Source organism: Haladaptatus sp. AB643 (assembly GCF_024136975.1).
Lineage (GTDB): Archaea > Halobacteriota > Halobacteria > Halobacteriales > Haladaptataceae > Haladaptatus.
This window is the reverse complement of the sequence record NZ_JAMYJW010000008.1, coordinates 37,876-62,703: the sequence shown is the minus strand read 5'-3', so window position 1 is coordinate 62,703 and position 24,828 is coordinate 37,876. Positions and strand designations below refer to the sequence as shown.

The window sequence follows — 24,828 nt, the reverse complement described above, 5'->3', positions numbered from 1 at the left end:
TTCAGTAGAGATCAGTACAAAACAGTACTTTCCAGTATTCTCGACGAAACGAGAATCGAAAAGCAACCCACAAACCGAGTCCCCGGCGCTATTTCGCTTTTAGGTTGTGCACGACATCCAACCACTCCACGACTTCGGCAGTCGGTTCGATGGCCTCCCGAATCGCGTCGGCCGGTTTGTAGGCCATCGGCGCTTCGTCCAGCACCGACTCGACGACCGACTCGGAGTAGACCCCGTCCATCGCCTCGCCGAACTCGTCCATCGAAATCGTGTCGTAGGCATCCCCTCTGCTCATGGTCCGGCCCGCGCCGTGCGGGGCCGTGGAGTGGTACTCCTCGTTGCCCTTCCCCCGGGCGATGATCGACCCGTCCGCCATGTTGAACGGGACGACGAGTCGCTGACCCTCGCGGGCGGGCGTGGCACCCTTCCGGATCGTCATGTCGCGGAAATCGATGTAGTTGTGCGTCGATTGGAAGCGGTCGGTCGGGTCGATACCGATGGCCTCGCAGATGGCGTCGCTCATCAACTCGCGGTTCCAGCGGGCGTACTGCTGGGCGAACAGCATATCGACGTAGTAGCCGTGTGCCTCCCGCCCGTCGAGCCAATCGAGGTCGTCGCTTCGCTCCTCGCCGGGGCGCAGGTTCGACCCCGAGAGGGTGTCGAACGCGTCCTCGATGTCGCTCCCGTCGAAGGCCTCCCGAACGCGCTCGGCGCGGATGTGTGATTCACCCATGCCGCCGGTGACCCACGTGAATAACTCGCCGTCCCCGACGGTTTCGGGGTCGAACTTGAGGAATTTTCCGTACCCGTCCGGAATCGCGTTCCGGATCCCGTCGGCCGAGCGGTAGTCCGAGGCTCGACCCTGCCAGTACTCGGCGACGGCCTTGCCGAGGTAGCGCGACCCGCTGTGGACCACGAGCCAGAAGTCACCCGACTCCCGACCCTGCGCGAACTCGACGAAGTGATTGCCGCCGCCGAGCGTCCCCGCGCTCTTGATGACGTAACCCATTCCCTGCCGCTGGTCCGCCAGCACGCGCTCGCAGAGGGATTTGAAGTACGCCTCTCCGTAGCCGTCGAAGTCGAAGGCGAGGGGGTCGATGGGGCGACCGAATCGCTCGCGGTAGGCGGCGTCGAAGCGGTCGAAGACCTCGTTCGCCCGGTCGAACGGGAACTCGTTCACGAGGTGCGGCGCGTCGTCGTACTCGTGGACTTCGCGTCCCATCGGCACGGCGTCGCGGACGCGACGCTCGCGCTCGGCGTCCGCGAGCGGGAGGGCGGAACCGAGGTTCGTCGCGCACATGCCACAGCCGACATCCACGCCGACGATGTTCGGGACGACGCGGTCGGGGAGCGGCATCGTAAAGCCGATCGGCGCGCCAGCGCCCCAGTGGGTGTCCGGCATGATCCGCACCGGTTCGGTGAACGCACGGTGGTCGATGAGTTCCTGAATCTGTTGGAGACAACCGGATTCGACCAGCGCCTCGTCCTCGACCATCACGCGGGCGGTCGTGTGCGACCCGTTCAACTCGATAGGCATTCTCTGCCCGATTCGAGAGGGCGAACCGACATCAAAGTAGCTGATTGCGTGCTGGGACGAGCGGCTGGCAAAATCGCTGGAATCGTCCCGCTACCGGTCCGCGTTTGGCCCGTCGTACAGATGGCACGCGACGGCTCGGCCATCGACCGTCCGCTGATCCGGATGCTCGGTCTCGCACACCGTGGGAAACGCCTCGCCGAGGGTTTCCGCGGCGGCGTCCTCGTCCCCGTCGATCGCGCGCCCGATCGCGTTCGAAACCGTCCCTTCGACGCGCTGGTGATCGACCGTCGGTGGTATCCCGTACTCGCGCCGAACCGCCTCCCGGAGGGCCGCTTCCGGGACCGAACCGTCCCCCCGCTCGTCGGCGAGCCGTTCGCGGGTGGATTCGAGACCGAATTCCCCGTCCCGGAGCGCGATACGTAGGGAGAAAATCCCGACCCACGTCGGCTGGGCGAGCGAGTACTCCTCGGGTGGGACGATTTTCGGACAACGGGTGTGGAACCGGCACCCGGACGGCGGCGACGACGGGTCGGGGACGTCGCCGGTCAACTCCACCATCTCGTTCCGGTCGTGCGGGTCCGGCCGTGGAACCGTATCGAGCAGCGCCTTCGTGTACGGGTGTTTCGGATCCTCGAACAGGTCGCTCGTCAGTCCGTGTTCGACGGCTTCGCCGACGTACATGACGACGACGCGGTCACAGAGCTGGTGAACGACGCTCATGTCGTGGCTGATGAGCAGGATGGAGAGATCCAACGCCTCCTGGAGCCGTTCGATGAGCGCCAGGATTTCGGCCTGCACGGACACGTCGAGGGCGCTCACGGGTTCGTCCAACACCAACAGTTCCGGGTCCAACGACAGCGCCCGCGCCAACGCGGCACGCTGTTTCTCCCCGCCCGAGAGTTCGTGCGGGTACTGCTCGCGCTTGCCCTCCGAGAGTCCGACGAGCGAGAGCAACGTTTCGATCCGTTTCGTCAGCCGCTCGGTGTCCGTCAACCCGTGTGTCAGCATCGGCTCCGCGATGGATTCGCCGATGGTCATCCGCGGATCGAAACTGGACGACGGGTTCTGAAACACCATCTGTACCTGCCGTCGGTACCGCTTTCGCTCGTCCTTCGACAGCGACCCGAGCGAGCGGTCCCGAAACGTGATTTCCCCGTCAGTTGGCGTTTCGAGCGAAACGACGGTTCGAGCCACGGTCGATTTCCCACAGCCGGATTCGCCGACCAACCCGAGCGTTTCGCCGCGCCGTAGATCGAAACTGATGCCATCGACCGCACGCACGCGTCCCCGCTCGCGGGCCAGCAACCCTTCCGTGATCGGAAAGTGCTTCTTCAGGCCGTGGACGGAGAGAACGGTCTCGTCGTTCAGTTCCGCGTCGTCGGTTCCTCGTTGATGATTCGTCGTCTCCGTGTTCATCGTTCGTCACCTCGTATCGTGGTCGATTCGTCCCGCACGGATGGCTCGTCGGTTCCTTCCATCGTAGTCGCCGTCGTCGTTTCTGCTGTCGCGCGCAGTTCGTTCACGTTCCCGGCGTCGTGGTCGTCGTCGTAGTAGACACACGATACTCGGTGGCCATCCCCTTCGAGCGCCTGGAGCGGCGGTTGGGGTCCCTCCCGGCAGTCGTCGGTCGCGTGCGGACATCGCGGATGGAACCGACAGCCGTCCGGCGGGTCCGTCGGGTCGGGAAGCGAGCCACCGATGGGTTTCGGCGTCCGCCCGCGCCGCGGCACGCTGTCGAGCAGGGCATCGGTGTACGGGTGGGCCGGACGGTCGAAGATGTCGAAGACGTCCCCGCGTTCCATCACCTTCCCGGCGTACAGTACGACGACGCGGTCGGCGACCTGCGCAACGACGCCGAGGTCGTGGGTAACGAACAACACCGCCATGTCGCGTTCGGCTTGGAGCGTTTTCAGCAGATGGAGGATGCCCGATTGGGTCGTCACGTCCAGCGCCGTCGTCGGTTCGTCGGCGACGAGCAGGTCGGGTTCACACGATAGCGCCATCGCGATGACGACCCGCTGTTTCATCCCGCACGAGAACTCGTGCGGGTATTCGTCGAACCGTTCGGCTGGATTCGGAATGCCGACCCTGTCGAGGAGTTCTATCGCCCGCCGTCGCGCGGCGTCCCTCGAAACGTCTCGGTGAAGTCGGATCGCCTCCACGAGTTGACGGCCGACCGTGTAAACGGGGTCGAGCGTGTCCTGCGGGTTCTGAAACACGTACGCGATTCGGCCGCCGCGAATCGAGTTGAGCGTCTTCGTACCGGCGGACAGCAAATCACGCCCGTCGAACCGGACGGTGCCGGAAATCCGCGCCGGTGGCGACGGGACGAGACGGGTCAGCGACTCGCAGGCGACGGTCTTCCCGGAACCGCTCTCGCCGACGAGACAGACCGTCTCGCCGCGGTTCACGTCGAACGAAACGCCGTCGAGTGCGTGCACGACGCCGCGGTCGGTGTCGAACGTCACCCGGAGGTCGTCCACCGAGAGCAGGGGGTCGGGACTCATACGTCACCCCGCGGGTCGAACACGTCGCGCAACGTATCGCCGACGATGCTCAAGGCGACGACGGTGAAGACGAGGACGACGACGGGTATCGTCCAGATCCACCACACCTTGATCGGTATCGTATAGAAATTGTCCAACAAGCCGGTCGCAATCGTGTCGCCGAACGACGGTGCAAAGCGACCGACATCACCGATTCCGATGAACGTCAACGCCGTTTCGAGGAGGACGAGTTGCGGAATCTTCTGCGTCGTCCCGATGAGAACCGTGTTGGAGACGTTCGGAAGCAAGTGTTTCCGAAGGATGGTCCACCGACTCACGCCCGCGCTCCGCGCCGCTTCGACGTACTCCTCCTCCCGCCGCTGAATGACCTCGCTTCGGACGAGGCGGGCGATGCTCCCCCAGTTGAGGAGTCCGAACACGACCACGAACACGAACAGACTCGGTCCGGCGAGGAAGACGAAGATGAGATAGACGACGAACGCCGGAACCGACTGCTGGACGTCGACGTATCGCATGAGGACGGTATCGACCGCACCGCCGCTGTATCCGGCGACGAGACCGACGACCGTCGCGAGCGGAATCATGAGGACGGCGATAATGACGCCGACTTGGAGGCTCACGTGCATCCCCGAGAGCACCAGCAACACCATGTCCTGTCCCAATGTGCTCGTTCCGAGCGGGTAGGCCAACGACCCGTGACAGAAACCGTTGACGGTCGGGCCGACGCACGTCGACGTCACCAACCCGAGTTTCGACGAGAACAGGAGGGGCGGTTGGCGGGCGACCGTTGGGTCGGTGGCTGGACGCCCGAGGAGTGCGGGACCGACCATCGCAAGGATGGCGAACAGAATCAGGGAGACGAGGGAGACGACCGCGAGCCTGTTGGACCGAAACCGTTCCCAGTACCGCCGATTCCGGCGGGTGTTTCGGACGAGCGACGGCAGGGCGAAACAGACGAGGGCGAGGAGACTCACCCGGAACAGCCACGTCAACTTCGTCGGCCGCCAGGGATAGACGACGCCGATACCGTGGGAGTTCGTATATCGGTAGAGAAGCCACAGTCCGACGAGACCGGCGGAGAATAGCAGGAAGCGCCAGGGGACAGTTCGGTCCGTACTGTTCTCCTGTTCCCAGTCGATGGGGGCAAGCGGCGTTTCACCCGACCGTCGGCCGGTGTCGTTGCTCACCGAAAACCACCCGGTGGAGAGGGACGATTCGACACGTAGACGGGGAGGGGTTGCATGAATGTACTCCCTGTGTGGTATATATCCTCATGACAAAAAGATACCGAATGGATAATTCACTTCTGTCGATACTATTTTATACCGATTGTCGGTATTTTTGATGTCGAAACCATGAGTCGCCGCTCCTACGTCATCAAACGGATCGCGTTCTCCGTCTTCGCCCTCTATCTCGTGCTGTCCGTCACGTTCGGATTCATCGCGTTGACCGCCGACCCCGGCGTCGCTCAGGCGGCGTACGGTGCCGCGCAATCGGCCAGAAACCATCGTCTGAACGCGACCGAGCAGAAGGCGTACGTGCACGAGGCCATCGAGCAGTACAAGGAGGAACACGATCTGAACGAGCCGGTGTGGAAGAGCTATCTCAACTGGCTCGTCGATATCACGACGTTCCACTGGGGTCGGTCGCACACGCATCACGGAACACCCGTGATCACGCTGCTCGAAGGCGCGATTCCGGCGACGTTACGCTACGTCGTTCCGGCGATGCTGTTCGCGCTCGTCGGGGGGATCGGGCTCGGCGTGTACTCCGCGCTGCATCCGGGGTCGATAGTCGAACGGATAGTGACCGGCGGGTCGTACGTCGGACTCGGGGTTCCGAGCTACTGGATCGTCGTCGTGGCCGGTCCGGGCATCTTGGGGCTCACCGAGACGCTCCATCAGTTCACGCCACACGTCCAGACGGTACTGTTGTCGAGCGTGCTGGGGATTTCGCTGCTCGCGGGACAGTTGCGGTACGCACGAGCCGAATCGCGCGAGTACGTCTACCGCGAGTTCGTCAAGTTGCTTCGCGCGAAGGGCGCATCGAATCGACGTGTCGCCCGGCACATCCTTCGAAACGCCGCGATTCCACTGCTCTCGTTGTTCTTCGCCGACCTCATCGGAACGCTCGTGGTGAACGTCTTCGTCCTCGAATCCGTCACCGGTGTCGGGGGAATCGGTAGCCTCGGTCTCGGCGCGATTCAGCAGCGTGATCTACCGCTCATTCTCGGAGTGGCGATGGTCATCGCGTTCGTCGGAATTCTGGGCAACCTCTTCCAGGACCTCGCCTATGTGGGGCTCGATCCACGCGTCGAATCGGAGTGAAAGGGTACGAGACACGCGTTTCGGCCTCGAAACGCCGGTCCATTGTCGTCAAATAGTCTAACGGAGGTTGAACGATTCAAAAAGTATATCGGGCAGGGTTACGCTTACTATCGGCAAGAATAGTCAATGGGCAATGGAAAACGCACTGACAGTCCCTCCCAGTCAGAGGCGGATATAGACGCTTCTGACGGTACTTCCGACGAGCGGCGGGATGCGCGCTCGGTTTCCGACGGGGAAGCCGACCCCGACGATTCCACCGTCGATTCCGTCCCGTCTGAGGAAGGTGCTCTCGGAACGAGCGTCGATGAATCGCTGGTCGCCGACGATTTCGACCCCGAAACGGACGACGATCTCCTCGGCGGTTTGGACGTCGAGACGACCGATGAGATTCCCATTCCGGACCGACTGGTCGATCAAGTCATCGGGCAGGAGTCCGCCCGTGAAACCGTGGTGAACGCGGCGACACAACGTCGTCACGTCATGATGATCGGGTCGCCGGGGACCGGGAAATCGATGTTGGCGAAGTCGATGAGTCAGCTCCTCCCCAAGGAGGAGTTACAGGACGTCCTCGTCTATCACAACCCCGACGATGGAAACGAGCCGAAGATTCGGACCGTTCCCGCCGGAAAGGGTAAACAGATAATCCAAGCTCACAGGGACGAGGCGATGAAGCGTGATCGGATGCGCACGTTCCTGATGTGGGCGATCATCGCACTCGTCGCCGGATACGCCTTCTTCATCGCCAAAGAGTTCTTACTGGGTGTTATCGCGGTTGGCGTTACGTACCTCCTGTTCCACTACAGTTCACGCGGGACGAACGCCGTGATCCCGAACCTGTTGGTGGACAACTCCGACGTCGATACCGTTCCCTTCGAGGACGCGACGGGTGCCCACGCGGGTGCGCTACTAGGCGACGTGCGCCACGACCCGTTCCAGTCCGGCGGAATGGAAACGCCGAGCCACGACCGCGTGGAACCCGGAGCCATCCACAAGGCCAACAAAGGTGTCCTGTTCGTGGACGAGATCAACACCCTCGACATCCGCTCACAGCAGAAGCTGATGACCGCGATTCAGGAGGGCGAGTTCTCCATCACCGGACAGTCCGAACGCTCGTCCGGTGCGATGGTTCACACCGAACCCGTCCCGACCGATTTCATCATGGTCGCGGCGGGGAACCTCGACGCGATGGAGAACATGCATCCGGCGCTCCGCTCGCGTATCAAGGGGTACGGGTACGAGGTGTACATGGACGACACCATCGACGACACGCCGGAGATGCGCCGCAAGTACGCCCGCTTCGTCGCCCAAGAGGTCGAAAAGGACGGACAGCTTCCACACTTCACGGACACGGCGGTCGAAGAGATCATCCTCGAAGCTCAGCGCCGCGCCGGTCGCAAGGAACACCTCACGCTCAAACTGCGTAACCTCGGTGGCCTCGTTCGTGTTGCCGGTGACATCGCTCGCGCGGAGGACGTCGAGTTCACCACGCGAGATCACGTCCTGCAAGCGAAACAGCGCTCGCGCTCCATCGAGCAACAGATCGCCGACGACCACATCGAACGTCGGAAGGATTACGAACTCACCGTCTCCGACGGTGCGGAAGTGGGTCGCGTGAACGGTCTGGCGGTCATGGGCGAGGACAGCGGTCGCGTCCTCCCCATCATGACCGAAGTCTCCCCGGCACAAGGTTCCGGCAAGGTAATCGCCACCGGGAAACTGCAGGAGATAGCCGAGGAGGCCGTGCAGAACGTCAGCGCCATCATCAAGAAGTTCAGCGACGAGGACATCTCCGAGAAGGACATCCACATCCAGTATGTCCAGACCTACAGCGGCGTCGAAGGGGATTCGGCGTCCGTGACGATGGCGACCGGCGTCATCAGCGCGCTCGAAGACATCCCCATCGATCAGAACGTGGCGATGACGGGATCGCTCTCCGTCCGGGGTGACGTCCTCCCGGTCGGTGGCGTCACGCACAAGATCGAGGCGGCCGCGAAGACCGGCATCGAGACGGTCATCATCCCGAAGGCCAACGAGCAGGACGTGATGATCGAGGACGAGTACAAGGAGATGATCGAAATCGTCCCCGTCTCGCACATCAGCGAAGTCCTCGAAGTCGCGCTCGTCGGCGAGTCCAAAATAGAGAGCCTCACCGACCGACTCAGGACCATTACGGGTACGGCCCTCGACACGAGCAGCGATCACGGATCGCCGAGTCCGAGTCCCTGAACTCGATTTTTTCCGGTCGAATCGATAGCTGACTTCCGAAAAATCAGAGGTCCTTGTTCACGCGAATCTCCTTGTCGGTCACCGTATCGACGATGCTGGCGGGAACCGCCAGGTCGTCGTCGTCGGCGCTCCCCCATCCGAACACTTCCAGCCACGCTTCACCGAGGTTGGGGTCGGGATCGACGTACGCCGTCCCGCTCCGAACCTCGCTCACGATCCCGAGTTGCTCCCCTTCGCTGTCCATCAGGAACTTCCCTTCGTCTTCCCCACTGAGTGTTGCCATATTTTTCGTTCAGCACGGGAGTACATTCGCTTTGTGGCTAAGTGAGCTGATTTAACTATCACAGTGGCTCGCGTCGCCGGTAATTACCATACCGCCACGTTCGGTTCGGGCGGAGATGAGGCCGTGTCTATCCATCGTAATCTCCGCGAGAATTATCGGGGAGAAGCCGATTTCTGATCGCGGTTGTAGTGCGACGAAACGACGTCACCCACGACTTCACGAAACGATATCGGGTCTACGACGCGGTGTCGGCCCTCCGGAGGTTTGGCCTTACGGTTCCAGCACGGCCCGGAACCGAACCTCGTTGTCCATCATTCGTTCGTAGGCGTCGTCGGCGTCCGCCAAGTCGAACGTCTCGATTTCCGGCGTGATGTCTCGAAGCGCGCTGAACTCCAGGGTATCTTGAGAGTCACGAGCGTCGCCGGACGCCCACCCGCGAACCGCACTTCGGCTTCCGACGAGGTCAACCACGGAAACGTCGATGGGTTCGCCGGGGACGCCGACGGTGACGACCTCGCCGTCGGTGTCGAGACCGGGGACGACCGATGAAATCGCGTCGGCGTTCGGCGCGGTGGCGAGGACGACCGTCGCGCCGCCCAACTTCTGGAGTTCCTCCGCCGGGTCGTTGGCCTTCGCGTCGATGAAGTGGTCGGCACCCAGTTCGCGGGCGTACTCCTCCTTGTCGGTGCCACGCGAGATGGCGACCGTTTCGAATCCCGCCTGTCGGGCGTACTGCACGCCGAGGTGACCGAGTCCACCGATCCCTTGCACGGCGACCAGATCACCTGGTCGGGCGTCCGTGTGTCGGAGCGCGTTGTACGTCGTGATTCCCGCACAGAGCAGGGGCGCGGCGTCCGCCGCGTCGAGTTCGTCGGGGACGGCCGCGAGTGCTTCGGCGTTGACGACGGCGAACTCGGCGTAGCCGCCGTCAACCGTCACGCCGTGGATATCCGCGTTCTCACACTGTTCGAACTCGCCGCGACGGCAGGCTTCGCAGGTGAAACAGTGTCCGGCGTGCCAGCCAGCGCCCACGCGGTCGCCCTCCTCCCACTGCTCCACGTCCTCGCCGACCGCATCGACCCGTCCGACGATTTCGTGGCCGGGGACGCGCGGGTAGGCAAGTCCGGGGTAGCCACCCTCCTTCGCGTAGGAGTCGCTGTGGCAGACGCCACAGGCTTCGACTTCCACGCGAACTTGCGTGGCGTCCGGCGTCGGAACCTCCCGTTCGACGAGTTCGAATTCCCCTCCCGGTTCGTCGACTTCGACCGCCCGCATCGTATCTGACATAGCAGTCGGAACATCGGGCGCGAGACGGATAAGTGGAAATGCCAATATCGGCGGAAAGCGGCGACTGCTTCCGGTTTCACTCTCCAGGCATCGTTGTCCGGAGTCGTCATACTTACCGCACCGCCGTTCGTGTTTCGAAGCGAAAACAGTGACGAGGAACACGAAGGCGACAACGGGAAATTGGCGGTCGGTCGCGACGGTCACGGGGTGGCAAACGGCCGCAAGCCTCTGTTATTACAGCATCTTCGCCGCGACGGGCGTCGTCCGTGACGCCTTCTCGCTGTCGGCGTCCAGCGTCGGGTTCTTCCTGACGGCCGCGCTGTTCGGCTACACGATTGCGCTGTTTCCGAGCGGAGCGGCCGTGGACGGCTACGGCGAAAAACGCGTGATGGTCGTCGGACTTGCCGGACTCGCGGTCGCCACCGTCGGCGTCTCGCTCGCGTCGTCGTACTCCCTCCTCCTCGTCGCGGGCGTCGTGTTGGGGGCCGCATACTCCTCGGCGATGCCCGCGTCGAACCGTGGCATCATCGCCAGCGCGCCGAACGGACGGGAGAACCTCGCCATGGGATTGAAACAGGTCGGCGTCACGGCCGGGAGCGGCGTCGCCTCGCTCGTCATCACCGGCATCGCGGCCGTCACGATTTGGCAACTCGGTTTCTGGGTCATCGCCGTGCTCGCGGGTGGCTACGCGCTCGGGTTCGCCGTGACGTACGGCGGGACGTCCGGCGAGGGAACGATGTCCCTCCCCGATTTCAGCGATCTGCGGACGAACGGGCCGTATCTGCTGCTCGTCGTCGCCGGGCTTTTCCTCGGCGCGTCCATCTTCGCCATGCTCGGATACATCGAACTCTACGTCAAGGATGGCCTCGGACAGACCACCGCCATCGGCGGCATCGTGCTGGCCCTCACACAAGTCATGGGGAGTATCGCCCGCATCGGTGCCGGAAGCGCCGCCGACCGACTCGGCGGCGCTCGCGGGTCGGCGACCGTGGCACTCGTCCAAATCGCCGGGGGTGCCGTTCTCTTCGCCGCGCTCGCGACCGGTATCTCGTCGTTCCCCCTCGCCATCGTCGTGTTCGCCGGACTCGGACTCTCCATCTACGGTTCGACCGGCGTGTTCTACTCGTGTCTGAGCGGTCTCGTGGACGGCGAGGATATCGGTGCCGCGACGGCCGGAGGGCAGACCGCCATCAACGTCGGCGGACTGATCGCCCCGCCCGTCTTCGGCGCGCTGGTCGAACGGTCGGGGTACGGCCTCGGTTGGGAACTGTTGGCCGCGATGACCGTCGTTTCCGCGTTGCTCCTTTTTGCCGTCCGCCGCTGGACCTGATTACCGGATCAGTTCCGCGATGGTCTCGGCTTCGACGGGATCGGAGTCGAGCACGCTTTGAACGAATCCGAACACGCTTCCGGCGCTCCACGCCGCCGGAATACAGGAGTCCGGATGGCGGAGCGTGCCGACCGAGACGCCCTCGTCGAAACCGACCATGAGTTCCGGGAAGCCGAACCCGTCGGGATAGTCGGTTCGGACCGTGTCCTCCAGCGCCGACAGTCCCCGAACGGCGAGCGCTCTCGCCGCGTCCTGTTGGCCGCGCTCGGCGAGTCCCATCGCCGCCATGCTCGTGTCGTGTGGCCAGACGCTCCCGCGATGGTACGAGAGGGGGTCGAAGGAATCGTGTGACGCCGCGAACGTCCTGAGTCCGGCCGAGGTGAGCATGTCCTCGCGCGTCAACCGCTCAGCGACGTGTTCGACGCGTCGTTCACTTCCCAATCCGCCCCAGATGGCGTGGCCCTGATTCGAGGCGACGCTCGGGATGACGCCGTTTCCGTCGATTCCGAGCGCGTAACAGCCCTCGTCGGGAAGCCAGAACCGCTCCTCGAACGACGCCGCGAGCGTCCCCGCCGTCTCCCGGCAGTCGTCCGCCAGCGATTCGTCGCCGACCCGCGCCGCGAGCGGCGCGAACCGCTCCAGTGCGCGGAAGACGTACCCCTGTACTTCGGCGAGCGCGATTGCGCCCTCCGCTGGAGTTCCGTCCGGCCGCGCGAGCGATTCCGCGCTGTCCTTCCATCCGAGATGGGTGAGACCCAGCGAGTGGTCGTGTGATTCGTAGAACAGGAAGCCGTCGTCGTCCAGTTCGGAAAGCGTCCATTCGATGGCGGCTTTCGCGTTGGGGTACAGTTCCTCGAACAGCGTTTCGTCGCCCGACTCCTCGACGGTATCGGCGAACAGCGCCGCGAACAACGGGGTCGCGTCGATGGTCCCGTAGTACGGCGTTCGGACGCTTTCCCCGATTACGGGGAGGTCGCCGTACCGCTTCTCGTGCATGATTCGACCGGGCGCTTCGAGCGTCGCGGCGTCGGTTTCCGTTCCCTGTTCGTCGGCCAAGAAACGGAGCGTTCGTTCCGCGACGGTCGGGTCGAACGGCAGGAGTTGATAGCTCACGATGAGCGAATCGCGGCCGAACGGGGCGAGAAACCGCGGCGCACCCGCCGCGGGAACGCCACACGGGAGCGTCAGCGATTCGAGCGTTTTCGCGGCGCGCCCGACGAGTCGGTCGTACCGTGGACAGTCGATGTTCGTCTCGATATCGGGCGTGTTCCGTCGTCCATCCGGCAGTTCGAGTTCGAGTTCGATGGAACGGGTCGAAGCGGGCGGGACGGTCACGTCCGCGGAAAAGGTCGCCGAGTCGTCCGAAACGCTCGTTTCGAGGTCGGAGTCGGTCGTGACCTCGACTCGCCGTTCGGTGTCGTCGGCGAGCGTGCCGACGAAGGCGACGCCGGACGTGCGGCGTTCGATTTCGACCGGCCGCGTTTGGTGTTCACGCGGCGAGAAGAAGGCAGGGATTTCGAAGATATGGCCGAAGTCAGGGGCCAGCGAGATGGAGAGGGTTGCCTCGCGGGCCGACCGCGTGTTGTTCGTGAGTCGGACCCGGACGAGACAGCCGGATTCCGTGATTTCGAGGTGTTTGCCGAGCATCCAGGGTCGTCCCTCGCCGCGGCCCGTGCCGACGGTGGGGCTGGCGAGCGTCGTCGTCACGCCGCGGTCGCTGGATTCGCGACCGAGAACGTGCCAGTCGTCGGATCCGTCGAGGTCGATTTCGAGCGTCGAGAGGTAGCGATGGTCGGATTCGTACACGCCGGTTTCGGGCGTCGTGGGCGTGACGTCGCCGCGTGCATCGACCACGATCTGTCGTCCCGAATCCATGACGAGCGCACAGTCGTCGGGAAGCATCAGGCGTCCTCCTCACAGTCCGAGTACGTTACCGCTTCGATGATGATCCTGTCGGCCTCCAAATCTTCGAGCACGGCACCCCATCCACCGATACCGAACTCGCCGTCCTCGGTACGGAGGACGATGGTCGCTTGCCCGGCGAGCGTCGAGAGTGACGGCGTTTGGTCCCCCTCGCGGATGTCGCCGTTGGCGTACAGGATGTCGGTTATCTCGCCCGACAAGGTGATACTCTGTCGCCGACCCATCTCCCGTCCGCGAGCGGTCGCGGTGATGGTGGCCCCGTCGGCCAGCAGCGGTGCGATGTCGCGGATGCACCGCCGAATGTTCACGTATTCCGCCGGAAGCGTTTCGCTGTGGGTGGTGTAGACGATGGCCCACGACTCCCAGAGTGCGGCCTCGAAGTACCAGTGGAAGATGTACGTGAGGGTCTCGTCTTCGAACACCGCACCGTACTGCCCGGTCGGTTCCGTGTGCGGCGCGAAGCACGCGATTTCACGGTCCACGAGGACGAGGAACGGCGCGGGGAGGTGACGGTGCCGTGCCTCGGTGACGACGTCGGTGAACTCCTCGTCGGTCGGGAGGTCGGTCGGCTGTTCGTAGCTCGTATTGATCGAAACGGAGACGAACACGTCGTTTTCGTAGCACGTCTTGAGGGCGGGTACGAGGCGGTCGTACTGCTCCGGTGTGACCGACAATTGTACCTGATTGGTCGCGTCCTGAATCGCTTCCTCAGCACGTTCGATGACCGTTTCGACCCGTTTGAGGATGCTGATGCGGTGTCCGCCGACCCCGGCCTGTTGCCATCTGTCCTGAATCTCGGTGGCCGTCTTCGAGAGCGTTTCAGCCCGCGATTTGAGGTTCTGGAGAACCTCCGTCGGTTCCCTGGCCCGCGCCCGGAGCGCGTCCTGTTTGTACGTCTCGACGTAGCCTTCGTCCTCCAAATCCCGGAGCACGTCGTAGATCCGTGATCGCGGTACATCCGCCCGTTCCGCGAGCGACGTCGCGGACGCGCTTCCCAAATCGAGGAGGGTGACGTAGGCGTCGATCTGGTACGTCGAAAGTCCCACCTCCTGGAGTCCACGTCGAAGTTCGTCGGTATCCATCTGTGTGTTGATTCCCATCTTATCGAGTTGAATCTTTTAGTTGACGTTCCCGATCCAGTGCCGTTTCGTCCATACGAATTCTCATATTCACTCCTGTATCAAATACGTGAGCAAGATTTATATATTTCTTATTCTTCATGGTTGAGTAGGACAGAGTTCCTATGACAGGCGATCACAAAAACGGGGAAAAAACGCGGCGTACGGTGCTACAATCTATCGGCGGAGCGGCTGGCGTGGCCGCGCTTGCCGGGTGTGTCGGAAGCCTCGGCGGCAGTAGCGGCGACGGCAAGAACAAGGACATCACGTTCTGGACGAGCAACGTCGAAAACGACCGACAGAAGGTCATCAAGAAGCTTCTCAAGTCGTACGACTCGAACAACGGCGGTTCCAGCACGCTGAACGCGGTCCAGGAGGACGACCTGCCGACGCGCATCTCTTCGGCACGCGCATCAGGGACGCTCCCGACCATCGCGGATTTCGGTCTCTCGCCGATGCAGAAACTCGGCAGTGGCGGTCTCCTTTCGACGAAGGCGGCCGACGCAGTCATCGAGAACGTCGGCAAAGACAAATTCTACAAAGGCGCGCTCGATTTGACGAAAGCGCCCGACGGCGGCCACTACTCGATTCCGATGTACGGTTGGGTCGAGGGAATGTGGTACCGAAAGAGTAGCTTCGAGGATAAGAACCTCGACGACCCGACGACGTGGGACGGCTTGATGAAGGCGGCGAAAGCGCTTCACGACCCCGATAACAATCAGTACGGTATCGTTATCGGGACGAAGAAGACGGCGTTCGCCCGCCAGTGTTTCACGCCCTTCGCCCGCTCGAACGGCGCGCGCGTCTTCGACAAGGACGGAAAGATCGTCTTCGACAGCAAGGAAATGATCGAGGCGCTCGATTTCTACGGCAAACTCTCCAAGTACACGCCACCGGGCAAGGACACCTGGAAGACGGCGAACAACACGTACCTCAACGAGCAGAGCCACCTGATCCAGTACTCGACGTTCATCATGAGCGACCTCGTGGACAAGGGCGACAAGATGGTGAAGGACACCAAATTCGCCCCGTACGTCCAGCACAAGCGCAAGAGTTCGTTCGGGCAAATCGTCGGTCTCAACCTCTTCGAATCGGCTTCGAAGGAGCAACTGGACTACGGCAAGAACCTGGCCGAGTACCTGATGACGAAGAAGTACGTCGAATGGCTCCACATGGCCCCCGGCGGGATGAACCCCGTTCTCAAGGAAACGGCGAGCAGTTCGGAGTTCAAGGACGACGAGACGCTGAAGGCATGGGGTTCGACGGTCGAGGACGTCTCCGCGGCCTTCGAGAACATCGAACGCTTCGGCTACGTCGACGGCAAAGCCTTCCCGGAACTCGGAAACATCACGAACAAGTTCCTCATCGCGGAGGCGATTTCGCGCGTGACCGACGGCGAGAGCGCCGACACGGTCGCGAAGGAGCAGGCGAAGAAGATGCGGGACGCGATCGAGGAATAGTCGTCCACCATCGACCACACAAGTCCCCAATTCATTTATGAGTTTAGCAAACCGTACGAAGCTCTCGTTGGACGGCGACTACACCGTCGAGCAGAAGGAGGCGATCCTGGGCTATCTGCTCATCGCGCCAGCGTTGCTGTTGGTCGCCGGGGTCATCGTGTATCCCGTTCTTTACAACGTCTATCTGAGCTTTACGAACGTACCGCTTTCGCCCGATGCCTCGCCGACGTGGGTCGGTCTCGAACACTACCGAACCCTGCTTTCGAGCGGCGAGTTCTGGGCGGCACTGAAAACGACGGTCATCTTCACGCTGGGTAGCGACGTGCTCGCCACCGTCGGCGGCCTCGGCGTGGCGATCCTGTTCAATCGAAAATTCCGCGGCCGACGGCTCGTTCGAGGGCTGATGCTGCTGCCGTACGTCGCCCCGCTCATCGCGGTGGCGTACGTCTGGCAGTGGCTGCTCGACCCGCTGTACGGGATGATTCCGTACTTCCTGAGTCACACCCTCGGCATCTACTCCGGTGACATCGACCTGCTCAACAACGCGAAGACGGCGCTGTGGACGGTCATCGCCTTCGACGCGTGGCGCTACTTCCCGTTCGCGTTCCTGATGATAATCGCCCGTCTGCAAGCGATTCCGAGCGATATGTACGAGGCGGCGAAGATCGACGGCGCGGGCCGTATCGCCCGATTCAAGGACATCACGCTGGCGGAGCTCAAATACGTCCTCGCCACCGTCTTCCTGCTTCGCTGGATTTGGAACTTCAACAAGTTCGCCGACATCTGGCTGTTGACGAAGAAAGTGAACACGCTATCGCTGTACGCGTACCAGACCGCGTTCGCGAACTACAACCACGGACAGGCGGCCGCCATCGCCATGGTGCTGTTCGCCTCGCTCATGGTGTTCGTCCTCGTGTACGTGAGCTGGATTCTGGAGTGGTAACATGATAGGAACGATACTCGCTACGGTGTCCGACGGCTTTTCCAACGCCTTCGGACGAAGTCGCATCGAAACCAGCCTCTGGGAGAAGGTCGTGTTCTACGGCGCGATAGCGCTGACGATGGTCGTCTCGCTCCTCCCGTTCTACTGGATGATCGTCACGAGCTTCATGCCGGAGAGCGCGATTTACTCGCTCCCGCCGTCGTTCGTGCCACACGACCTGACGCTGAAACACTACGCGAGCGTCTTCAGTCCGGAGACGTTCCCGTTCGTGACGTACTTCAAAAACAGCCTCATCATCTCGATCATCACGGCCGGGATGTCGGTCGTGGTCGCCACGTTCGGCGCGTACAGTTTCGCCCGCCTGAACTACCCCGGACGGGGACTGTTCTCGCGCGGCGTCCTGCTCGTGTACATGTTCTCGGGCATCCTGCTGGTCGTCCCGCTGTTCCAGATCATCGTCTGGATCGGTCTCGTGGACAACCTCGGCAGTCTGGTCATCACCTACCTCGTCCAGACGCTGCCCGTGTCGCTGTACATGCTCGGCAACTACTTCCGAAGCGTCCCGCCGGAGATAGAGGAGGCGGCGATGATGGACGGCTACTCGCGGCTGGAAGTCATCTTCCGCATCACGCTCCCGCTCTCGGCACCCGCCATCGTGGCCGTGTTCATCTACACGTACATGATCGCGTGGAACGAGTACCTCTTCGCCAGCATCTTCCTCAGCACCCGCACGAACTTCACGCTTCCAATCGGTCTGGACGCGCTCTCGTCCGGGTTCCACCAAGTGTGGGGACAGATCATGGCCGCATCGCTGTTGACCAGCATTCCCATCATCATCATGTTCGTTTACCTGGAGAAGTACATGGTCGAGGGACTGACCTTCGGGTCGGTGGAGGGCTGATTCGTGTCCTCCGAACTCACCCAAGCCGACGGCGAGTCGGCACCTGACACCGCCGCCGAAATAGAGACGGAACAGGCTGGAATCGACCTCTCGAACCTGCGGAAATCCTACGGCGACGTGCTGGCGGTCGAGGGACTCGACCTCGAAATCGAGCCGGGCGAGTTCCTCGTCCTGCTCGGGCCATCGGGCTGTGGAAAGTCCACGACGCTCCGGATGATCGCCGGACTGGAGACGCCCACCGGCGGCTCCATCGAAATCGGCGACGAGGAGGTAACGAGAACCCTCCCGCAGAAACGCGGCCTCTCGATGGTGTTCCAGAGCTACGCGCTCTACCCGCACAAGACGGTCGCGGGGAACCTCGAATTCCCGCTCGGCAAGATGGACCTCTCGGACGAGGAGAAGACGGCGAAGGTCGAGCGAACGGCGGAGATGCTCGAAATCGCCGACCTGCTCGACAAGAAACCCGGACAGCTTTCCGGCGGCCAGCGACAGCGCGTCGCGGTCGGTCGCACCATCATTCGGGAGCCGAAAGCGTTCCTGATGGACGAACCGCTGTCGAATCTGGACGCGCAACTCCGCGTTCGGACGCGGTTCGAGATTCGGGAACTCCAGCAGGAACTCGGGACGACGACGGTGTACGTCACCCACGACCAGGAGGAAGCCATGAGCGTCGCCGACCGCATCGCCGTCATGAACGACGGCGAACTCCAGCAGGTCGGGACGCCCGAGGAGATATACAAGACGCCGGAGAATGCGTTCGTCGCCGGGTTCATCGGCAATCCGCCGATGAACTTCTTCGACGTTTCCGTCGGCATGGGCGTGGAACTCCTGCCGAACGGCGACACTGCGACCCTCGACACGTCGCTCCCCATGGACACCGAGAGTCTCGGTGTACGTCCGGAGGACGTGCATCTCCTCTCGACCCCTGCGGAGGACGTGGCGAACGTCTCCCGACCGGACCCGAGAAACATGACGAACGCCATCGAGTGCGAGGTGACGGTCATCGAACCGCTCGGCAACGCGTACGAACTCGAACTCGCACGCGGGGACGACACCTTCATCGCCCGACTGCGGGCGCTTCCGGAGGACGTGTCCATGGGTTCGACGGTCGAAGTCGCCTTCGACCGCACGGAACTCCACGCGTTCGGCGCGTCGGGGGAGGCGATTCGATGAATCGAACTGCTGATCGTAACCACGGAGGTGAGACGAATGGCGACGCTTGAACTGAACGAGTTGACGAAGATATACGACGACGCACAGGGCCGCGAGGTCGCGGTCGATTCGCTCGACATCGACATCGAGGACGGGGAGTTCCTCGTCCTCGTCGGACCGTCGGGCTGTGGAAAATCCACGACGCTCCGGATGCTCGCCGGGCTAGAAACCGTGACGGACGGCACCATCGAAATCGGTGGGACCGAAGTCCAACATCTCGCCCCGAGCGCGCGCTCGATCGCCATGGTGTTCCAGAGCTACGCGCTGTACACCAAGATGACCGCCCGTCAGAACATGGCCTACGGGCTGAAACACTCGACCGATCTGAGCAAGGCGGAACGGAACCGCGAGGTCGAGGACATCGCGGAACTGCTCGACATCACCGAACTGTTGGACGACAAACCGGACGAAATGAGCGGCGGGCAGAAACAGCGCGTCGCGCTCGGCCGCGCCATCGTGCGCGACCCGGACGTGTTCCTGCTGGACGAACCGCTCTCGAACTTGGACGCGAAGCTTCGGGCGCGGATGCGGACCGAACTCCAGCAGTTGCAGACCGACCTCGACGTCACGGCCGTCTACGTCACCCACGACCAGACGGAGGCGATGACGATGGCCGACCGCATCGCCGTCATGAACGACGGCGAACTCCAGCAGGTCGCGCCGCCGGAGGTCGCCTACGACCACCCGGCGAACGAGTTCGTCGCCACGTTCCTCGGCAGTCCCTCGATGAACACCTTCGAGACGGTCGCCGTCGAAAACGGCGACGAGATCGAGTTCCGCCACGACGGGACGACGCTCGCGGCGGTTCCGCACGACACGGTCGAGTGCGCCGACGGCGAACCGATGACGCTCGGCCTTCGACCGGAGGACGTTCGACTGTCGGACGACCCGACGGACGGGACGTTCGCGGCCGACGTGACCGTCTCGGAGTACCAAGGCAACGATAATTTCATCCATCTCTCGGTCGAAAAACACGACCTGATGGCACGCGTTCCCTCGGACGTCTACCCGAACCCCGGCGAGACGCTCGGCGTGACGGTCTCCCCGCGGGACGTGTTCCTCTTCGACGCGGACAGCGGTATCGCGCACAAGACACGCGGTCTCCCCGACGAACAGCCCCCCAAACGATCGGTTTCCAACCCATAAATGGCAGAAAACACGACAGATACGACGCTCCACGATTCGCCGACGACAGCCCTCGACGACCCGACGTTCCACCTCGACGTGTTGGACGACCTCGTCTATCCGGCCGAGTGTGCCGGGTCGGTCCCGCTCGCGAGCGACCCGGACGACCGCTACCCCTACGCCTATCCGCGCGACATCGCGTGCATCACGAAGGCGTGGCTTCACGCGGTCGAAGCGGACGTTCGCCCCGGCGAATGTCAGGAGAACATCCTCGGTGCCGCACGGTTCTTCCTCGCCGCGCAGGACGACCGAGGGCGCTGGCGACAGCGGTACGCGCTCGACGGCACCGACAAGGGAATCTATCAACAGGAGGACAACGTCGGACACGGCCTGCACGTTCTCTCACACGCGGTGTTCGCGCTCGACGCGACGGACTCGCTGGAGACGGCCAATCCTGCATTCCGGCAGGACATCATCGACGCGACGGAGCGGGCCGTCGCGCACGTTCAGGACGAACTCTTCGACCCGAACGCCCACCTCGTCGAGAGCACGACGAGCATCCACGAGGGGCGCATCGAATCGGGCTACACGCTCTGGGTGAACTGCGTCTTCGTCGCCGCCCTGCGCGGCATCGAACGCGCGCTCTCGCTCCTGCCGGAGGACTCGGAGACGGTCGAGGACCACATCGCAAGATTCCGGTCCCACCTCGAAGGCGGCGTGAAACGCTCGTTCACGAGTCCGGCGCAGGTTCCTCGGCGGTACACGCCGGACGGAAAACTCGACGTCCGACCCGACGTGACGCTGTTCGCGCCGTTTTACTTCGGCCTCGAAGACCTCTTCGGGGACGCGCTTCACGAGGCGGCCAACCGCTCCGCGACCGCGCTCGAAGACCCCGAAATCGGTGGTATTCAGCGATTCATGGGCTTCTACCGCGACTTCGACGTGCACCAGCACGGCGGCAACGGGCCGTGGTTGCAGTACACGGCGTGGCACGCACAGTACCGATTCGCCAACGGCGAGACCGACCGCGGAAACGACGTGTTGGCGACCATCGCGTCCTATACCAACGCCGAGGGACACATTCCGGAACACCTGACGACCCGACGGCGCTTCGAGGCGTTCGTGGAGAACGAGTGGAGTACGGGATTGGACTTCGAGAAGGAGTTCGACGAGGACGTGTTGCGCGACGTGTCCTTCGACTTCGTCGCCGAGGAACTGGGCCACATGCAGGAGGCCTACAGCGACCTCGAAGCCCAGACGGCGGATCGAGACGTTGTCCGGTTCGCCATGCCGCTGGCGTGGTGTCACGCGGAGTATCTGACCGCACTGTTGACCCGTGACGCCGCCGAAGCGTAATTGAAACGACGCTCCCATTTTCCCATAATCCATGACTCACGACCATCCAGACTCGCCGACGCCGGAACAGGTCGCGCTCGACTGCCTGCACGCGGGTATCGACGCCGCACATCCACGACACGTCGTGCGCCGAAAGCTCTCGCGCGACGGAAGCGTCCTCACCGTCGACGGCGAATCGTTCGACCTCGACTCGTTTTCGACCGTCCTCGTCCTCGGCGGTGGCAACGCCGCCGGGGAGATGGCGACCAGCCTCGAAACCACCCTCGGAGACTATCTCTCCGGCGGCACCGTCGTCACCGACACGCCCGCCGAAACGGAGACAATCGAGGTGCGGCCCGGCGACCACCCGCTGCCGAGCGAACGCAACCGCGACGCGACCGAGGACATCCTCTCGGCCGCCGAGGGGGCCGACGACGAAACGCTCGTCATCGCGCCGATTTCGGGCGGCGGCAGCGCGCTCCTCTCCGCACCCGCGGAAGGAATCTCGCTCGATTCGTTCCGCACCGTGACCGACGGACTGCTCCGCTCCGGCGCGGACATCCACGACATCAACACCGTTCGGCGGGCGCTGTCGAGCGTGAAGGACGGCGGCCTCGCCGAGGCCGCCGCCCCCGCTCGGGTGGTCGGACTGGTCGTCAGCGACGTGATCGGCGACGACCCGGCGGTCGTCGCCAGCGGGCCGACGTATTCGAGCAGAGCGAGCGCCGAGGACGCGAGCGCGATCCTGAACGAGTTCCTCGACGACGTTCCGGCGGACATCGAAACCGCGCTCGAAACGCTCGAATCGGCGGCAGCACCATCGGAATCGGCGGCAGTCGCCGGAGGCGACGCCGTCGATTCGGAGAATGGGACCAGCGATTCGGGGGTCGAGAACGTGACGAACTTCGTCCTCGCGGACAACTGGACGGCCATCGACGCGGCCGCGGAGCGGGCGCGGGAGATGGCGTATTCGACGCTCGTCCTCTCCTCGCGGATCGGCGGGGAAGCCGCCGAGGTCGGCCGCACCCACGCCGCCATCGGCGTCGAGAGTGCGGCGACCGGCAACCCGGTCGAGCCACCCGCCGTAATTCTGTCGGGCGGCGAGACGACCGTCACCGTGGACGGTGACGGCGTCGGGGGGCCGAATCAGGAGTTCGCGCTCGGCGCGACGCGCGAACTCCAGGGATCCGAAATCGTCGTCGCGGGCGTCGATACCGACGGGTTGGACGGAAGCACGGACGCCGCGGGCGCGCTCGTGGACGGCGAAACCGTCCAACCCGAGGACCGCGCCGCGGCGAGGGCGGCGCTGCGAGACCACGATACGTATCCATTTTTGGACGAGCGTGACGCGCTGATCGAAACCGGCGAGACGGGAACCAACGTCAACGACCTGCGGGTCGTGGTCGTCGGGGGAACGGACGAGGAGAATTCATCCAAATGAATCACAGGTACGGACTGAATCAGGCCGGATTTCCGGCGTCGGAGATCGAAACGACGTGTGAAATCCTCGCGGACGCGGGGTACGACGGCGTCGAACCCAACTATCGGGAGGGCGGATTGCTGACGACGGCGGACGGCCGCGAACGCGTTCGGGAGGCCGCCGACGGGAACGGCCTCACCGTTCCGGCCGTCTCCACCACGCTCCACTGGGAGTACCCGCTGTCGAGCGCCGACGACGAGAAACGAGGTCGGGGAATCGACATCGCGTGCGAGATGGTCGACGCGGCGGCGACCCTCGGCGCGGACGAGGTTCTGATCGTCCCGGCACGAATCTTCCCCGGCGCTGGCTACGACGCCGACTACCGACGGGCGGTCGAATCCGTCCGCGGAATCGCGGGATACGCGGCGGACGCCGGGGTCGGCGTCGCCGTCGAGAACGTCCAAAACGACTTCCTGTACTCGCCCCGCGAGTTCGTCGAGTTCCTCGAAGCCGTCGAGGATTCCGGGCCGGTTTCGGCCTACTTCGATGTGGGCAACGGCTTCCGCTGGGGGCTACCGGACCGCTGGATTCGGGGACTCGGCGACTGGATTTCGAAGGTCCACGTCAAGGACTGGCTGACGGACGCCCACCGACCGACGTACCTGTTGCAGGGCGACATCGACTGGGACAGCGTCGTCGCCGCGCTCTCCGACGTCGGCTACGACGGTTGGATTTCCGCCGAGATTCCGCCCTACAACTCCGCGCCGCACCGGATGCCGCCCGACGAACTCGACACCATGCGGTACCTGTTCGAACCGAGCGACTGACCACCGAAAACCAATTTCAACATCACACAATGACACGCACAATCGTCGTAGACCCGCTGTTCGAGGACGTTTGGCCGCTCGCGGCCGACTACCTGCACCACCTTTGGACCGAATCCGGAGACGAAGTCGAGTTCGTCCGACTCCCCGAGGAGAGAGAAACCGGCCTCGCGGCGGCCGTTTCCTCGCCCGAATCCGTCGAAAAACTCGTCTCGCTCGGCGTACTGGCCTCCGAGGACGACCTCGCCGAATTCACGAACCTGCGGGAGGCGTTCGTGATGACCGACTCGATGTACAACGCCGACGAGGAACTCTCGGAGTACCTCACCGACCGCGGCGTGACGGTTCACGATCACACGAACGAGGGCTTCTGGAGCGAATCCGTGTCCGAGTTCGGCCTCGGACTCACCATCGACGCGCTTCGCCAAATTCCGCAGAAACACGCGGCGATGGCGGAGAGCCACGAACCGTGGGACATGGACCAACTGGACAACGAAATCCCCGGTGCGCGGGGACACCAGTTCGCCGACGACCCGAACTACGTGAGCGGAACGGTCGCGCGAAAGCGCGTTCGCGTCGCCGGAATCGGCAACATCGGAAGTCGCTACGCGGCGGCGACGGACCACCTCGGGGCAGACGTGGCCGCCTACGACCCGTTCGCGGACGAACCCTGTTTCCACAGCACCGGCGCACGGCAGGTGTACAGCATGGAGGAACTCGTGAGCGACGCCGAAATCTTCGCGCCGACGATTCCGCTGACTCCCGCGACGAAGGGCGTCATCACCGCCGAGCACATCCACGGGCTTCCCGAGGGGTCGATCCTAGTACTCATCACGCGGGCCGGAATCTGCGACATGGACGCCGTCCGGGAGCGCGTGCTCGCCGACGAAATCGTCCTCGCCGCCGACGTGTGGGACGAGGAACCGCTCCCCCTCGATGATCCACTGCTCGACCGCCACAACGTCGTGCACACGCCCCACATCGCGGGGCGGACCCGCGACGCGAACGAGCGCTGGGCCGAACACCTCGACGCGCATTTCGGTTCGGTCTAGCGAAAGCAAAAAGCCAAT

At 63.4% G+C, this 24,828-nt stretch carries 20 protein-coding genes; 12 read left to right on the top strand and 8 right to left on the bottom strand.

Annotated elements, in window-relative coordinates:
• Positions 1–88: 88 nt before the first annotated feature.
• The 4 genes from NKF25_RS15905 to NKF25_RS15890 all read right to left on the bottom strand — a co-directional run bounded on the left by NKF25_RS15905 (position 89) and on the right by NKF25_RS15890 (position 5,231).
• Positions 89–1,537 (bottom strand): RtcB family protein, encoded by a 1,449-nt coding sequence (locus tag NKF25_RS15905; protein ID WP_253227641.1) that lies wholly within the window; start codon positions 1,535–1,537, stop codon positions 89–91.
• Between the two features lie 90 nt (positions 1,538–1,627).
• A complete protein-coding gene (locus tag NKF25_RS15900; RefSeq protein WP_253227640.1) occupies positions 1,628–2,953 on the bottom strand; it encodes an oligopeptide/dipeptide ABC transporter ATP-binding protein in 1,326 nt (441 codons plus the stop codon).
• Positions 2,950–4,044 carry an ABC transporter ATP-binding protein gene (locus tag NKF25_RS15895; protein ID WP_253227639.1) on the bottom strand — a complete coding sequence of 365 codons (1,095 nt, stop codon included), beginning with the start codon at positions 4,042–4,044 and terminating at the stop codon, positions 2,950–2,952. The genes NKF25_RS15900 and NKF25_RS15895 overlap by 4 nt, the downstream gene beginning before the upstream one ends.
• Positions 4,041–5,231, bottom strand: a complete 1,191-nt coding sequence (locus NKF25_RS15890) for an ABC transporter permease subunit (protein ID WP_253227638.1) — start codon at positions 5,229–5,231, stop codon at positions 4,041–4,043. The genes NKF25_RS15895 and NKF25_RS15890 overlap by 4 nt, the downstream gene beginning before the upstream one ends.
• Positions 5,232–5,399: 168 nt before the next feature.
• On the opposite strand from NKF25_RS15890, the gene NKF25_RS15885 reads away from it, so the two are divergent.
• Together NKF25_RS15885 and lonB are read left to right on the top strand one after the other, a co-directional pair.
• A complete protein-coding gene (locus NKF25_RS15885) occupies positions 5,400–6,371 on the top strand; it encodes an ABC transporter permease (RefSeq protein ID WP_253227637.1) in 972 nt (323 codons plus the stop codon).
• 126 nt (positions 6,372–6,497) lie between these two features.
• On the top strand, positions 6,498–8,597 hold the full coding sequence (lonB, locus tag NKF25_RS15880) for an ATP-dependent protease LonB (protein WP_253227636.1): 2,100 nt from the start codon (positions 6,498–6,500) through the stop codon (positions 8,595–8,597).
• Positions 8,598–8,640: 43 nt separating this feature from the next.
• Here lonB and NKF25_RS15875 read toward each other — a convergent pair whose 3' ends face one another.
• Both NKF25_RS15875 and NKF25_RS15870 read right to left on the bottom strand, forming a co-directional pair.
• Positions 8,641–8,880, bottom strand: coding sequence for a hypothetical protein (locus tag NKF25_RS15875; protein ID WP_253227635.1), 240 nt, complete (start codon positions 8,878–8,880; stop codon positions 8,641–8,643).
• Positions 8,881–9,150: 270 nt separating this feature from the next.
• Complete coding sequence (locus NKF25_RS15870; protein WP_253227634.1) at positions 9,151–10,167, bottom strand: alcohol dehydrogenase; 1,017 nt, start codon at positions 10,165–10,167, stop codon at positions 9,151–9,153.
• A gap of 148 nt (positions 10,168–10,315) precedes the next feature.
• Between NKF25_RS15870 and NKF25_RS15865 the strand changes: the two genes are divergently transcribed.
• Positions 10,316–11,497 carry an MFS transporter gene (locus NKF25_RS15865; RefSeq protein WP_253227633.1) on the top strand — a complete coding sequence of 394 codons (1,182 nt, stop codon included), beginning with the start codon at positions 10,316–10,318 and terminating at the stop codon, positions 11,495–11,497.
• Here the strand turns inward: NKF25_RS15865 and NKF25_RS15860 are convergent, their stop codons facing one another.
• Positions 11,498–13,399: a glycogen debranching N-terminal domain-containing protein gene (locus NKF25_RS15860; RefSeq protein WP_253227632.1), complete on the bottom strand. Its 1,902-nt coding sequence runs from the start codon at positions 13,397–13,399 to the stop codon at positions 11,498–11,500. It lies immediately after the preceding gene.
• The gene (locus NKF25_RS15855) at positions 13,399–14,502 is read right to left on the bottom strand and encodes a TrmB family transcriptional regulator (protein WP_253227631.1); all 1,104 of its coding nucleotides are present in this window, start codon (positions 14,500–14,502) and stop codon (positions 13,399–13,401) included. Before NKF25_RS15855 ends, NKF25_RS15860 begins: the two co-directional genes overlap by 1 nt.
• Before the next feature lie 161 nt (positions 14,503–14,663).
• Between NKF25_RS15855 and NKF25_RS15850 the strand changes: the two genes are divergently transcribed.
• Genes NKF25_RS15850 through NKF25_RS15810 form a run of 9 tightly spaced genes read left to right on the top strand, consistent with a single transcriptional unit; the run spans position 14,664 to position 24,810 of the window.
• Positions 14,664–15,998, top strand: a complete 1,335-nt coding sequence (locus NKF25_RS15850; protein WP_253227630.1) for an extracellular solute-binding protein — start codon at positions 14,664–14,666, stop codon at positions 15,996–15,998.
• A gap of 37 nt (positions 15,999–16,035) precedes the next feature.
• On the top strand, positions 16,036–16,941 hold the full coding sequence (locus NKF25_RS15845) for a sugar ABC transporter permease (RefSeq protein ID WP_253227629.1): 906 nt from the start codon (positions 16,036–16,038) through the stop codon (positions 16,939–16,941).
• A gap of 1 nt (position 16,942) precedes the next feature.
• Entirely contained in the window at positions 16,943–17,842 is a 900-nt protein-coding gene (locus tag NKF25_RS15840) for a carbohydrate ABC transporter permease (protein WP_253227628.1), read from the top strand.
• A gap of 3 nt (positions 17,843–17,845) precedes the next feature.
• Positions 17,846–19,015, top strand: coding sequence for an ABC transporter ATP-binding protein (locus NKF25_RS15835; protein ID WP_342766336.1), 1,170 nt, complete (start codon positions 17,846–17,848; stop codon positions 19,013–19,015).
• 36 nt (positions 19,016–19,051) lie between these two features.
• Complete coding sequence (locus NKF25_RS15830; RefSeq protein ID WP_253227627.1) at positions 19,052–20,200, top strand: ATP-binding cassette domain-containing protein; 1,149 nt, start codon at positions 19,052–19,054, stop codon at positions 20,198–20,200.
• A complete protein-coding gene (locus tag NKF25_RS15825) occupies positions 20,201–21,535 on the top strand; it encodes a glucoamylase (RefSeq protein WP_253227626.1) in 1,335 nt (444 codons plus the stop codon).
• Between the two features lie 31 nt (positions 21,536–21,566).
• Entirely contained in the window at positions 21,567–22,955 is a 1,389-nt protein-coding gene (locus NKF25_RS15820; protein WP_253227625.1) for a DUF4147 domain-containing protein, read from the top strand.
• The gene (locus tag NKF25_RS15815; protein WP_253227624.1) at positions 22,952–23,761 is read left to right on the top strand and encodes a sugar phosphate isomerase/epimerase family protein; all 810 of its coding nucleotides are present in this window, start codon (positions 22,952–22,954) and stop codon (positions 23,759–23,761) included. Before NKF25_RS15820 ends, NKF25_RS15815 begins: the two co-directional genes overlap by 4 nt.
• A 29-nt stretch (positions 23,762–23,790) precedes the next feature.
• Complete coding sequence (locus NKF25_RS15810) at positions 23,791–24,810, top strand: NAD(P)-dependent oxidoreductase (protein ID WP_253227623.1); 1,020 nt, start codon at positions 23,791–23,793, stop codon at positions 24,808–24,810.
• Positions 24,811–24,828: the final 18 nt, after the last annotated feature.